Consider the following 16,054-nt stretch of genomic DNA (forward strand, 5'->3'; position numbering starts at 1 on the left):
AAAATAATTTAAGTTGCTAACTTATTTAAGTTTTATGTATCTAATGCTTAAGTGATGAAAAAAAACTTAAGCCCCCAAATTATTAAATTACTGAAAATGAAAATAGTAATACTTGCTGCTGGTATTGGATCTAGATTAGGAAATCCATTTCCTAAACCACTTACTAAATTAAGTAATGGAAAAAGCATTATGCAAATGCAGATAGAAAATTTATCTGCTATTTTTAATGTAAATGATATAAGTATAGTTGTTGGTTTTAAAAAAGATTTAATTATGGAAAGATTTCCTGAATTAAACTACATATACAACCCCTTTTTTGACTGTACAAATACATCAAAAAGTTTATTAAGAGCATTATTAAAAAATACAAAACAATCTGTTTTATGGCTAAATGGCGATGTAGTTTTTGATGAAAATCTTTTAAATACATTAATACCTCACATTAAAAAAGATAATTCTTTTGTAGCTGTAAATACAAATAGTGTTGCTGAAGAAGAAATTAAATACACCTTAAAAGATAATTTTATCTTTGAACTTTCTAAATCTGTTAAAAATGGGCTAGGAGAAGCTGTAGGAATAAATTTTATTGCAAAAAAAGACATTAATTCCTTTATTAAAAGATTAAAAGAGTGTGATGATAATGATTATTTTGAAAAAGGTCTAGAATTAGCAATAGAAAAAGATAATATTGCACTATCTGCTGTTGATATTTCTAAACATAATTGTATGGAGGTAGATTTTAAAGAAGATTTAGTAAATGCTAATAATTTATTTTATAAATGAAAGTAATTTTATTTTGTCAAAATGCATATGCCTTTGGAATCCTGAACCCAATTAAGAATTTATTGATTGAAAAAGGAGATGACTTTTTATGGTACATTGACTCTAAACTTACACAGAAATTCCCGTACAAAACAGATAATTACACCACTAGAATAGCAGACTTACAACTTTACAAAAGCGATATTATATTTTCTCCAGGAAATGAAGTTCCTTATTACATACAAGGTGTTAAAGTACAAATATTTCATGGCTTAGCAGGAGAAAAAAAAGGTCACTTTAAAATAAGACATTATTTTGATTTGTACTTGACACAAGGACCGTATTTTACAAAAAAATTTTTAGAGTTTAAACGTAAATATAAAAACTTTGAAGTAGTAGAAACTGGTTGGCCTAAATTAGATATCTACTATTCTGAAAAAAATAAATATGATACAGAAAAAAATGAATTATTAAAAAAGTATACCGCTAAAAAAATAATTCTTTATGCTCCTACTTTTTCACCTAGTCTTACTTCTGCTCCTTTTTTAGTAAATGAAATTAAATCTACTGCTAAAAATACTGACTATCTAATACTCATTAAATTTCATGATCTAATGAGTAATGATTTAATAGACACGTACAAAGCTGTCGCAAAAGAAAATACAAACGTTATTTTTGTAGAAGATAATAATATTATAAAGTATTTATTGTTATCTGACTTAATGGTGAGTGACACTTCTTCTGTTATTTATGAGTTTCTACTACTAAATAAACCTGTTGTAACCTATAAGAACATAAATAAAACTATATACTGGGATAATTCTACTAGCTACAATAATCTAGAAGAAAAAATAATCACTAATCTTAAAAATGATCCCTTTTCTAGTCAAAGAAAATACATTCAAGATGAGTACCACCCATACTCAGACGGTAAATCTGCAGAGCGTATGCTTAATGCCGCTAAAGAATTAGCACATAAAAATGGTGTGCCTGCCAAGCGTAAGCTTCCTATAGACAGAGCGCTTAAAATTAATTCTATTTTTGGTAAACCTATAAAAAACACCTTTAAGGGTACCAAATCTGAAAAATTGAGCGCCTTGTTAATTACATACAATGAAATTAGAAATATAGACGCTGTTATTGAGAATTTAAAATTTGCTGATGAAATTATAATTGTAGACTCTTATAGTACGGACGGAACAGTTGAAGCGATAAAAAAACATCCTAAAGTTTCTTTAATTCAGAGAGCATTTAAAAATTATTCAGACCAAAAAGCGTATGCCCTTAGTTTAGCTCAAAATAAATGGGTTTTATTTATTGATGCAGATGAAAGAGTTCCTGATAATTTGCAGCAAGAAATTTTAATAACCATAAATAACAAAAACATAGATGTTTCTGCCTTTTTTGTTTACAGAACATTTATGTTCAATAATAAAATATTACGTTTTTGCGGTTGGCAAAACGATAAAAACTACAGACTATTTAATAAAGAAAAGGTTGCCTTTTCTACAAAAAGGATTGTTCATGAAACCTTAGAGGTTAACGGAAATTCTTCTATCCTTAAAAACAAATTAATTCACTATGCTTATTTTGATTATAACATATATAAACAAAAAAGAATTAAGTATGAGCAATTAAAAGCTCAAGAAGATTTTATTAAAAATAAAAAAGCTACTCATTATCATCTCTACATAAAACCTATAGGTAAGTTTTTAGAGCATTATATTGTTAAATTAGGTGTTTTAGATGGTAAAAAGGGAATTATAATAAGTTACCTCTACGCTAACGCAACAAAAAAGAGGTATATAAAATTACGACAATTACATAATGGCACAAAGAAATAAACCAGATCAGAATTTTATTGATGAAATAAATAAATGTATTACTGTTTTACAAAATGGTGGTGTTATTTTATATCCTACAGATACTGTTTGGGGCATTGGTTGTGATGCAACTAATGAAGATGCCGTAAAAAAAATATATCAGCTTAAAAAAAGAGTAAATACTAAAACAATGATTTGCTTGGTTGCAAATGACTTTATGTTAGAAAAGCACGTAGAAAAAGTACCTGAAGTAGCCTTTGACATTATAGATATTGCAGACAAACCAACAACAATTGTATATGATAATCCAAAAAATGTAGCTCAAAATCTTATAGCTAAAGACAATAGCTTAGCAATTAGAGTTGCAACAGATAAATTTTGTCAATACTTAATAAGTAAGTTTAAAAAACCTATTGTTTCTACTTCTGCTAACCTTTCTGGTGAACCAACAGCTAAAAGTTTTAAAGAAATAAGTTCTGATATTTTAAAAGGTGTAGACTATGCCGTAAATTTGCAGCGAAACATACAAAAAGTCACCCCTTCATCAATTATTAAATTAAGTAATGATGGTAAAGTAAAGGTGATTCGGAAATAGGAATGACGCAAGACAACTACAAAGACGCAATTAAAGACCCAATTTTTTTAGTAATAGCAGAAGCTGCTGCAGAACTTAATGTAGATAGCTATGTTATTGGTGGCTTTGTGCGAGATTTTTTATTAAAAAGAGGAACTCCAAAAGATATAGATGTTGTTGCTGTTGGTAGCGGTATAGAGTTAGCTCAAAAAGTAGCCTCTAAACTACCTACAACCCCAAAGGTTTCTGTTTTTAAAAACTTTGGTACTGCTATGCTAAAGCATAACGACTTAGAGCTTGAGTTTGTTGGTGCGCGTAAAGAAAGTTACCATACAGATAGCAGAAATCCTATTGTAGAAGATGGTACGCTAGAAGATGATCAAAATAGAAGAGATTTTACCATTAATGCAATGGCTATTTCTTTAAATAAAGACTCGTATGGCAAGTTACTAGATCCATTTAATGGAGTTAATGATTTGCAAAGCAAAGTCATAAAAACACCTTTAGAACCTGGTATAACATATTCTGATGATCCGTTAAGAATGATGAGAGCTATACGTTTTGCTACTCAACTTCAATTTAATATAGAAAATAACTCTTTTGCTTCAATATTAGAAAATAAAGATAGAATCAAAATTATATCTAAAGAACGTATTGTTGACGAGTTAAATAAAATTATGAATAGCCCAAAACCGTCTATAGGGTTTGCTCTGCTTCATAAATCACAATTATTACCTTATATTTTACCAGAGTTAAGTGCCTTGCAAGGTATAGAAGAAATTGAAGGGCACAAACACAAAGATAACTTTTGGCATACTTTAGAAGTTGTAGATAATATATCTGAAAATACAGATAATTTATGGCTACGTTGGGCAGCATTACTACATGATATTGGTAAAGCGCCAACAAAAAAGTTTCATAAAAAAAAGGGATGGACGTTTAGAGGACACGAGTTTATTGGCTCTAAAATGGTTTACAAGTTATTTAAGCGTTTACGTATGCCTTTAAATGACAAAATGAAGTACGTGCAAAAAATGGTTTTAATGAGCTCTAGACCTATTGTACTTTCTGAAGACTTTGTTACAGACTCTGCTGTACGTCGTTTAATTTTTGACGCAGGTGAAAACATAGAAGACCTTATGATTTTATGCGAAGCTGATATCACTACAAAAAACACTAAAAAGCAACGTAAATACCGTAACAATTTTAAATTAGTAAGACAAAAAATTGTTGAAGTAGAAGAAAGAGATCAAATACGTAATTTTCAGCCTCCAGTCAGTGGTGAAGAAATTATGAAAACCTTTAATCTAAAGCCTTCTAAAGAGATTGGTATATTAAAAGAAGCTATAAAAGAAGCTATTTTAGATGGCACAATTCCTAATGAATATGATGCTGCTTATAATTTTATGCTTCAAAAAGGAAAAGAGTTAGGTTTAACCTAATTAAAAATGGCACTAAACCATTTACAAATAATTACCCAACGTTGCATACACCTACATGTATAACATATAGTTATACAGTTTTTGCATAAACTTATAAGCAAAAAAGACTAATAACCCAATTGTAATAGCTCCAATTTAGAGCCTTTTAATATGATTAATATACTTAAAAGAGCAATTTCATTAAACAAAATACCTAATAGGTAATATGCTATTTATAATTTTATGTTAAAAAGTGAAAAAGTAGGTTCACAAAAAACCAAAAATTACATTTTTTTAAGTACACACAATACTTAACATAGTTCACAAAAACATAAACAGTATATTTTTAATTTTCTTTCGCATACACTTTTCTACCATTCACCTACACTTTTGTCTTAATCGGCAACATATTATTATTTATAAACTTTTTCATAGATATCTTTGAAAAAAAGAGTAATAACACGTGATTTTGCTTATAAAAATAAGTAAATCACAAAAACACTAAACCATTTCCTTTCTTTTTAGGAAAAAAATCTAATCATTATTTTATGAAAAAAGTATTCAAAAACTTTTTCTTGTTCATTATTTTATTAACATTAAGTGCTGTAAATCTTAATGCTCAAATAGATGATAACAGGTATAAAGTTTCCCTAACTCCTGAAGACTTGGCCACTTGCGGTGGCGTAAACAATTCTTTGGAGCGTGTACTAGTACAAGGTAAAAATGCATCTTGTAATAATTTTAGTATTACGTTTAACTTACCAAACGGCGTCTTGTACGAAACCGGTACTGTTGTAATAACATCTCAGGTAGACTCTAATGGAATTCCCATTACTGTAAATCCTTATGAAATAGGTGTTGCTGGTACAGCAAATAATCCTGTTTTTACATTACACAGAAATGGAGATCCAAATCTTAACTGGAATGTTGGTGATGAAGTATACTTTGAATTTAAACGTAGTGCAAATTGTGATGCTGTTACGCTTTTAAATTCTGGTGGACTTTTTAAGGATGCGCATACTATAAATTTTAATGATGCTGGTGGTGCAAATTCTGCTACAGATAATGACAACAACATATCTTCATATGCTTTATTAGCTGCTTCTTTAAATATTTCTCCAATTTCAACTATAAATTCAAACGTAGGAGAATCATATATCAGAGATATTACAATAGCACAAGGTGGTAATGGTTGTACTGAAACTTTTACTTACTATGTAGATTTAGGTGAAGATGTAGATGATATTTATACATTATCATATAAAGGCACGCCTTTAACTCCTATATCTAAAGTTGGTCAAATTTTAACATATAATATAGATTTAAACGTAGCTCCTTTTGTTGGAGATGTTGGCAATAATGATAATTGTTTTGATAACGGCGAAGTAATTGTTTTACAAGAAGCCTTTAGAGTAGATGATTGTATAGATACTGCAATTATTCATAACGCATACTGGGGATGTAATGTTGGCGAAACTTGCCAAGCTGCTGCACCGCAAACAGGATCTTTAAATTTTGGTGCAAACGTGCCAGATATTACATTAACTAAAATAGGAACCACAACACCAGATTTTTGTGAGGCGGTAACCTATACTGTTAAACTAGAAAACACAAAACTTACAGCTGGCTCTATGGCTTTAGACGTTGGTGTTAACTTAGGAATGGGCGCAAACTCTACCCCTATATCTACTGCAAATAATAATCCTTTATGGGATTTTGATTATCATGATACTAGAAATGTTTCTAACTTTAAAGTAGGAACAACAAGTTTTTCGCCTACCAGTAGGCCTAGTGACAGTTACTCTTCTCGAGGTTCTGGTAATACTCTTTCTTTACCTCCTAACTTCTTTACCTCAGACCCTGATGGTCCTGGTGTTGGACTAGAAGATTTAGATAACGATGGTTTTTTTGATGATTTAGCCCCAGGTGCTTCTACAGAAATATCTTTTGATTTTGCTATTACACCTAAAGACAATTGTGGAACAGGAAGATTAGAATATATGGGTTGGGAACATACTTATTTTGATGTTTATTTTAAAGATCAATGTAAAGGTGAAAGATTACCAGAGCGTATAGATTTAAATTACTTTAATATTATTAGAGATTATAGAAGTGTTACAGAAGTTGAAGCTCCTACAGATCTTGTAAATAATCAAGATTTTGAAATTAGAATAGCTCCGTCTATACAAGCCAATGGTGTTGGTACTCCATTAGTAAATGGCCAACCTATGTTATCTAATAACGCTAACTCTGTTTGGAGTATTACTATTACTGCTCCAGCAGGTATGTCTTTAAGACCAGGTGCCTCTTCAGAGTTTACGCAGTCTGGAAATGAAATTACATATAGTACTACAAATATAAGTGGAGCTGAATATAAAGAATGGGTAGAGTTTCCTTTAACTTTTACATGTGGGCCTAACGGTGTACAATCTATTCCTTACAAAACTAATTATACTGCAACTGGTACTAGCGGTGTTTGCTGGAGTCAAGATATACATTGTGGTACTGTAGATATTTATACTCACTGTCCAGGAAACTGCGTTGGCCCTGCTATTGAAGGGTTTAATGCTAACAGAATTACTGCTGGTTGGACAGACGCATCAATGGATACCAAAGTAGTATTAGATGATAATACAGATGGTATTAATAAATATCTTGCTGGAGACAGAATGAAAATTTCTACTTCTGCTTATATCAATAATATTTCTTTAGATAATTTATATTTTGATTTAACATACAATACTGCAAGTTTAGCTGCAGGTGGTCCTGATATTATTTCTTTTATAGAAGGAGAAATTACAATTAATGACTCACCTACAACATCTCAAACTGGAACTATTACTGTTACTCCTGTACTAACTACAAATGGGACTACTGAACATAGATTAACTTTTGATCTTAGTTCTTACAAAAGTTTAATTAGTGGTTCTTACAATTATGAAGGTGACGCTATAGAGAAGGACAGAGTAGAAATAGAATTAACTTTTGAATTTAGTAAAGATTTTAAAGACATTGACTACTTTGAACTTGGTGGCTTAAGAGGAGAGTTTTTTGCTTTTACAGATTACCCTGCTAACACACAACCTAACAAAGTTGGTTGCGATACTTGGGGAGATAGAGCTTACTATTCTAGACCTAGAATATATGGTAGTAACCAAACAAGGTCTACTAATGGCTGTACCCCTTCTAATGGAGTATTGTATTACCAACATAATATGGCTCCTAGTGATATGCACGGAGATGAATATAGACCTATGACACTGTGGAAATCTACCGTTGTAGATATACCAGAAGGCGCTAGGTTTACAGGTAATGTTTCTTCTATTCAATTTAATGGTGCTTACTCAAGTCTTGGCGGCCAGTTTATTGTATCAGAAAGTAATGGACAAATAACAATTACTCCTGGTCCTGGTTATGTAGATCGTGACCAAAGTGCTTTAATACAACCCAGATTTTATGTAGAATTTATGGGTACTTGTAATTCACCCGCTTCTGCTAATTATGACTACACCATTAATTATGATGATTTTGCATATGCTACTCCAGAAGCTGCAAGTTTTACAAATACAAACAGATTTCAATATACTCAACCTACATTTTTAATACAATCTCCTTCTCCTACTGTAAATGGAGATGCTTACACTGTAGATTTTGATGTTAATATAAGTAATACAAGTCCGCAAGATGTAAATTACAATTGGCTACAAGTTTCTGTGCCAGCAGGTATAAGTATTAAAAGTGCTTTTAGTGTATCAGGTGGTACAGAAACACCTGTAACATTTCATCAATCCGGAAATAAAACTTGGATAGAAGCTGGTTCAATTGCATCTAACACTACAAAATCTATTCGTTTTAAAGGAGATTTTGAAGACTGTACAGATCTTACTGTTTTAGTTGAACACGGATGGGATTGTTTAGGTTATCCTGGTTACCCAGACACTAATGTAGATGTTTCTGATTTTCAAGCAGTAGGTGCTAGTTGTTATCAAAACTCTACATCTATAACCCTAGAACCTAAAGGATCTCAAGTACAGGTAGCAATAACAAATCAACCTAACACACCACAAAATTTATGTACACCTTTTAATATAGAAGTAGATGTTATTAGTGCTCAGTTAGCAGATTTAATATTTCCTTCATTAGAATTTGCTATCCCTGGCGGAAACGGTGGTATCACTATAGTAAGTACAAATGTTACTTATCCTAAGGGGTCAACTAACCCAACTGACACTCAGCCCGTAACTGTTACTATAGAAAATGGTATTGCTAAAGTAAATTTATTAGAACATACCAATATACTTGCTCTAAATGGTATAAAAGGTAATCCTGCTATTAATTCAATTAATGAAAGAACAGCACATATTAACCTTGAAATTCAATTAGAATGTAATTTTATATCAAATTCTGAATTTACATTTAAGGTATACGGAGAAGAGCCATGTGGTGACCTTGCTGCTGGTAACGGATCTAGAATAGTTTCTAACTCCATTCAGGCATTTGGTGCTACACCTCCTTATAATGCGTTTAGTACTATAAATCTTCCTGGTTTTGGTGCGCCAATAATAGGCTGTGGAGTTGTAGATAATATTAATGTAGAAACTACAATTTCTGGAGGTACTACAGGTAGTGCAGATTTTGGAAAAATAACCTTAAGATCTGGTATAGAATATGTAGCTTCTTCTTTTGCTAGTGCAGACGGTGCCACATTTAATAGCATAGCTACTGTAGGAGATCATCAAGAGCTTATATTAAACTATCCAGCGGGAGTTACTGCAGGATCTAAAATAAATTTTAATTTTGATTTTATAACTACAAACGAAGGTATATGTGATGCTACTGAGGAAGTACAAATAGTAAATTACGTAACTGTTAATGGTATTATGTGTGCCTCTAATGCTTGTCCTGATTTTCAAGTAGCAACTGGTTTCTCTTATGAGATTATGCCATTAGAAAAGCCAACCATAATAGGTACTGCTAACGATAGTTTTTTTACTGTAGATACTAGTAACAATTATGAGTATCATTTATCTATAGATATAGAAAATACAAGTGCTTTAGATGCAGATGCAGGCTATGCTTATAGTGTTTATTGTGCAGATGTAAATGGAGATATAGATGGTACTGCTATCTCAACCGGTACAATAGCTGATGCTATTCCTAACTTATCTACAATTACAGATGAAATTGTATTTACTACCGCTGGTGCAGCTTGTTCTGGTACAAATTTTATAGTAGAGTTTTTACCTTCTAGTACAAATTGCCAGTGTGAGGCCTTTACAATTGTAGTACCTGTAACTTCAGGTGCTCCATTAAACCTAGATAATGATAATGATGGTATACCAGATGTTATTGAAGTATACAATGGTGATGCAGATGGTGACGGAACTTTAGATTATGAAGATCCCGATTTCTGCGCTGCTACCTTTGATGGTGTAAACGGATGGGATTGTGCAACAATGGGCTTACCAGATCCAGATGATGATTTAGATGGTGATGGTACTCCAAACTACTATGACACAGATTTTCCAACCTGTGGCGGATTAAATGCTAACGGAGTATGTATCAATTTTGATACCGACGGCGATGGCGTTCCAAACCACTTAGATTTAGATTCTGATAATGATGGTATAACAGATATTACAGAACTTGGTGCAGCAAATAATGATGCTAATGGTGACGGTGTTTTAGACAATATTACCGATATAGATAATGATGGTCTTGCAGATGTAGTGGATAATGATACTACAGACGGTCCAGAAGGTAGTGCGCCTTGTACACCACAAAATGGTTGTGTACAGGTAAATTCAACTTCAAATGTTTTTGATACGGATGGAGATGGTACTACTGATGATAGTGGCGATTTTGATGGTGACGGACTAATTAACGCTTACGATTTGGATAGTGATAATGACGGTATTTTAGATACGGTTGAAGCACAAACTACAACTGGTTTTAGTGCTCCGGGAGCTATTGACCCATTAACAGGTATACCTGCAGTTGGTGCAGATACAGATGGTATTGATCCAATTGATACGGATGGTGACGGTAATCCTGATTACTTAGATCTAGACGCAGATAATGATGGTATTACAGATACTTTAGAAGCCGGTGGCGAAGATGCCGATGGTGACGGTGCTGTAGATGGTTTTGTTGATGCTGATGGTAACGGTGTTGCCGATAGTGTTGATGCTACGCCTTTACCAGATGAAGATTCTGATAACGACGGAATTTTAGACCGATTGGATTTAGATTCTGATAACGACGGTATTACGGATACTACTGAAGCTGGTGGTATGGATGGAGACGGTGATGGTATCATTGATACGTTTATGACCGATATAGATAATGACGGACTTGCGGATAGTGTTGACCCAGTTGGGCCTGCTACACCAGGTACACCAATTCCTAATCCGGATACGGATAATGACGGATTGGATGATAGAATAGATTTAGATTCTGAAAATGATGGTATTCCAGATGTAATTGAAGCAGGCGGTTCTGACCCGGATAACGATGGTAAAATAGGTACTGGTGCAATTACGGATGCAGATGGAGACGGACTTTCAGATTTAGTAGATCCAAATGATAATACAACAGGTACACTAGACGATGGTCCAGGTACACCTTTACCAATTGACAATTTTGATGGTGACAGTGTTCCAAATCACTTAGATATAGATTCAGATAATGATGGTATTACAGATACTACAGAAGCTGGTGGACTAGATGTTAATGGTGATGGCGTTGTAGATGGTTTTGATGATACCACTACAACAGATGGTTGGGATGACGCTACAGCAGCATCTCCACTTCCAATTCCTAACTCAGATACCACAGGTGGTCCAGATTACTTGGATATAGATGCAGATGATGATGGAATTCCAGATAATGTAGAAGCACAAACTACAGCGGGTTATATAGCCCCTGCAGACGCTGAAGCTGCTAACGGATTAGATACCAATTATCCTGTTGGATTAACTCCAGAAGATACAGATGGTGATTTAATTCCAGATTACTTGGATGCAGATTCTGATGCCGATGGTGTTAGTGATGTTGAGGAAGCTGGTCAAGGAACAATCACAGATCCTTTAGCCGATGCCGATGCCGATGGCTTAAACGATGCCTTTGATGATACTACTCCTGCATATGACGTAAACAATGATTTGGATACAGGTGCAATCGCTACGGATAATGTAGATGATTTAGACACTGCAGAGGTTGATTTTAGATCCATATTAGATTCTGATAATGATGGTATCATGGATACTGTTGATATTGATGATGATAATGACGGAATTTTAGATACAGATGAAACAGGAGATACAGACGGAGACGGTATTCCAGATAGTATTGATTTAGATTCTGATAACGATGGTATTCCAGATTCAATAGAAGCTGGTGGTACGGATACGGATGGTGATGGTCATATAGACTACCCAACTCCTGGGGACCCAACGTCTATGACAGATATCAATAATGATGGTCTTGCAGATGAAATTGCAACGACTCCTTTACCAGATGAAGATTCAGATGGTGATGGTATCGAAGATAGAATAGATTTAGATTCAGATAACGATGGTATTCCAGATGTAACAGAAGCTGGTGGTCCAGATGCAGATAACGATGGCGTTATAGATACTTTCGCTACAGATACAGACCGTGATGGTTTGGCAGATAGTGTAGACCCTGCAGATGCAACTACTCCTGGTACGCCTTTAGAAAATCCAGATACTGATGAAGACGGATTTGACGATAGAATAGATACTGATTCTGATAATGATGGTATTCCAGATGTAACAGAAGCTGGTGGTTCAGACCCAGATAACGATGGTGTTATTGGTACAGGTCCAATTGCCGATGCAGATGGTGACGGACTTTCAGATATCGCAGATACAGATGATAATATAACGCCTACGGCTACAGATGGTCCTGGTACAGCTTTACCAATAGATAATTTTGATGGTGATGCAAATCCAAACCATTTAGATATAGATGCAGATAATGATGGTATTCTAGATGTAGTTGAAAATGGAACCGGTGCTTTAGATACCAACAATGATGGTGCAATTGACAGTACTGATGATGTATTCTTAGATGCAAATGATAATGGTCAAGCAGATGCTACAGAAGGTACTGCGCCATTAAATACGGATACAACAGGTGGTGCAAACTATATAGATATTGATGCAGATGATGATGGTATTCCTGATAATGTTGAAGCACAACCAACTGCAGCTTACAATGCTCCAGATGATGCTTTTGATGCTGAAGGTTTAGATACTAATTATCCAAACGGAATAACGCCTGAGGATACTGATAATGATTTAATTCCTGATTACTTGGATCCAGATTCTGACGATGATGGTACTCCAGATGTAGTGGAAGCTGGTCAAGGTACAATGACAGACCCATTGGCAGATGCTGATAATGACGGATTAAACGATGCTTTTGATGATACCGTAGGTAATGATGTAAACAATGATTTGGATACTGGTGCAATCGCAACAGATAATGAAGATGATTTAGATACCGCTGAGGTTGATTTCAGATCTATATTAGATCGCGACCAAGATGGTATTATGGATATCGTTGATTTGGATGATGACAATGATGGTATTTCAGATTTAGATGAAGCCAACGGAGTTGATCCAAGTGCCGATGATGATAATGACGGTGTGCCAAATTATTTAGACGATGCTCCTACTGATCCATTAGTTGGTGATGTAAATGGTACAACTGAACCAGCATTCGACTTTGATGGTGATGGTATTCCAAACCATTTTGATATTGATGCAGATAATGACGGAATATTTGATGTGTACGAAGCGGGTAATGATGCTTTAGATACGAACAATGATGGCATTATTGATAGTAACGACACTGGTTTTGCTGATGGTAATAATGATGGTCAGGCAGATAGCTCTGAAACGACTACGCCTATCAATACTGATACGACAGGGAATGCAGATTTCTTGGATATTGATGCTGATGATGATGGTATTCCAGATAACGTAGAAGCACAACCAACAACAGGTTATGTTGCTCCGGCTGATGCTTTTGATTTTAATGGTGTAGATACTAACTACCCTAACGGATTAAGACCTGAGGATACGGATACAGATTTAACTCCAGATTACTTGGATGCTGATTCTGATAATGATGGTGCTCCAGATATTTTAGAAGCGGGTCAAGGTACAATTACAGACCCATTGGCAGATGCCGACGGTGACGGATTGAACGATGCCTTTGATGATACTGTAGGTAATGATGTAAACAATGATTTAGATACTGGTGCCATCGCAACTGATAATGTAGATGACCCAGATACTACTGAAGTAGATTTCAGATCTATATTAGATTTTGACCAAGATGGTATTATGGATATCGTTGATTTAGATGATGATAACGATGGTATTAGTGACTTAGATGAAGCTAATGGTATTGATCCAAGTGCAGATGATGATAATGATGGTGTTCCAAACCATTCCGATGATGATCCAAACGATCCATTAGTAGGTGATGTAAACGGAACAACTGAACCAGCATTCGATTTTGATGGTGATGGTATTCCAAATCACTTTGATATTGATGCAGATAACGACGGAATATTTGATGTATATGAAGCTGGTAATGATGCTTTAGATACGAACAATGACGGAGTTATTGATAGTAATGATACTGGTTTTGCAGATGCAAACAATGATGGTCAAGCAGATAGTTCAGAAGGTACAACGCCACTGAATACAGATACATCAGGAAATGCAGATTTCTTGGATATCGATGCTGATGATGATGGTATTCCAGATAACGTAGAAGCACAACCTACTACAGGTTATGTTGCTCCAGCGGAATCTTTTAGTCCAAATGGTGTAGATACAAACTACCCTAACGGATTAAGACCAGAGGATACAGATACAGATTTAACTCTAGATTATTTGGATGCTGATTCTGATAACGATGGTATTTCAGATATGCTGGAAGCTGGTCAAGGTACAATGACAGACCCATTGGCAGATACTGACGGTGATGGATTAAATGATGTATTTGATGATACCGTAGGTAATGATGTAAACAATGATTTGGATACAGGTGCTATTGCAACTGACAACGAAGATGATGCTGATTTGGCAGAAGTTGATTTTAGATCGGTATTGGATTTTGATGGTGATGGTATCCCAGATACAGCAGATCTTGATGATGATAACGATGGTATCTCAGATTTAGATGAGGCCAACGGAATTGACCCAAGTGCCGATGATGATAATGATGGTGTTCCAAACCATTCCGATGATGATCCTAACGATCCATTGGTTGGCGATGTGAACGGAACAACAGAACCATTATTCGATTTTGATGGTGATGGTATTCCTAACCACTTTGACATAGATGCAGATAACGACGGAATCTTTGATGTATATGAAGCTGGTAATGATGCTTTAGATACGAACAATGACGGAGTTATTGATAGTAACGACACTGGTTTTGCAGATGCAAACAATGATGGTCAAGCAGATAGTTCTGAAGGAACAACGCCACTGAACACAGATACATCAGGAAATGCAGATTTCTTGGATATCGATGCAGATGACGATGGTATTCCAGATAACGTAGAAGCACAACCTACTACAGGTTATGTTGCTCCAGCGGAATCTTTTAGTCCAAATGGTGTAGATACAAACTACCCTAACGGATTAAGACCAGAGGATACTGATACAGATTTAACTCCAGATTATTTGGATGCTGATTCTGATAACGATGGTATTTCAGATATGCTGGAAGCTGGTCAAGGTACTCTTGTAGATCCTTTGGAAGATGCGGATAATGATGGATTGAACGATGCTTTTGATGATACTGTAGGTAATGATGTAAACAATGATTTGGATACAGGTGCAATTGCAACTGACAACGAAGATGATACAAGCACAATTGAGGTTGACTTTAGAGAAGTTGCAGATAGTGATGGTGATGGCGTATTAGATACTCAAGAAGACCTAGATGGTACAGATAAAAATGATCCTTGTGATTATTTAGTTTCTAGTGTTACAATTCCTGTTTCTGGAGACTACTTAACTGTAGATTGTGATGGTGATGGCATATTAAATGGCCAAGAAGTTACAGATGGTACAAATCCTTTAGATGATTGTGATTCTATTGGTGGTACTCCTCTACCTACTAGCGATTGTGATAACGATGGTTTAACTAATTCCCAAGAAGCTGCTATTGGTACCGACCCTTTTAATCCTGATTCGGATAATGATGGTCTTTTAGATGGTGAAGAAATTACTTTAGGTACTGACCCTAATAACCCTGATACTGATGGGGATACCATTTTAGACGGACAAGAAGTTACCGATAATACCAATCCGCTTGATGATTGTGATTCTATTAACGGGGTTTCTCTTGATGATACTGATTGTGATATGGACGGATTAACCAATGCTCAAGAAGCAGATTTAGGTACTGATCCTTTTAAT

At 34.6% G+C, this 16,054-nt stretch carries 5 protein-coding genes; all 5 read left to right on the forward strand.

Annotation, left to right across the window (positions count from 1 at the left end; genetic code table 11):
• Positions 1-96: 96 nt before the first annotated feature.
• Positions 97-783: a phosphocholine cytidylyltransferase family protein gene (locus Q4487_RS04775; protein WP_303541317.1), complete on the forward strand. Its 687-nt coding sequence runs from the start codon at positions 97-99 to the stop codon at positions 781-783.
• A complete protein-coding gene (locus Q4487_RS17050; RefSeq protein WP_336622660.1) occupies positions 780-2,606 on the forward strand; it encodes a CDP-glycerol glycerophosphotransferase family protein in 1,827 nt (608 codons plus the stop codon). Before Q4487_RS04775 ends, Q4487_RS17050 begins: the two co-directional genes overlap by 4 nt.
• Positions 2,590-3,180: an L-threonylcarbamoyladenylate synthase gene (locus Q4487_RS04790; RefSeq protein WP_303541315.1), complete on the forward strand. Its 591-nt coding sequence runs from the start codon at positions 2,590-2,592 to the stop codon at positions 3,178-3,180. The genes Q4487_RS17050 and Q4487_RS04790 overlap by 17 nt, the downstream gene beginning before the upstream one ends.
• Before the next feature lie 2 nt (positions 3,181-3,182).
• Positions 3,183-4,601, forward strand: a complete 1,419-nt coding sequence (locus tag Q4487_RS04795) for a CCA tRNA nucleotidyltransferase (protein ID WP_303541313.1) — start codon at positions 3,183-3,185, stop codon at positions 4,599-4,601.
• 527 nt (positions 4,602-5,128) lie between these two features.
• On the forward strand, positions 5,129-16,054 hold a 10,926-nt coding region (locus tag Q4487_RS04800), incomplete at its 3' end, for a hypothetical protein (protein WP_303571878.1).

It is taken from the genome of Cellulophaga sp. 3_MG-2023 (assembly GCF_030546975.1).
Taxonomy (GTDB): Bacteria; Bacteroidota; Bacteroidia; order Flavobacteriales; family Flavobacteriaceae; genus Cellulophaga.

What these genes read in the sequence shown, in the direction of transcription:
- Q4487_RS04775 (WP_303541317.1), top strand. Translation starts at nt 97, where the DNA reads ATGAAAATAGTAATACTTGCTGCTGGTATTGGATCTAGATTAGGAAAT.
- Q4487_RS17050 (WP_336622660.1), top strand. Translation starts at nt 780, where the DNA reads ATGAAAGTAATTTTATTTTGTCAAAATGCATATGCCTTTGGAATCCTG.
- Q4487_RS04790 (WP_303541315.1), top strand. Translation starts at nt 2,590, where the DNA reads ATGGCACAAAGAAATAAACCAGATCAGAATTTTATTGATGAAATAAAT.
- Q4487_RS04795 (WP_303541313.1), top strand. Translation starts at nt 3,183, where the DNA reads ATGACGCAAGACAACTACAAAGACGCAATTAAAGACCCAATTTTTTTA.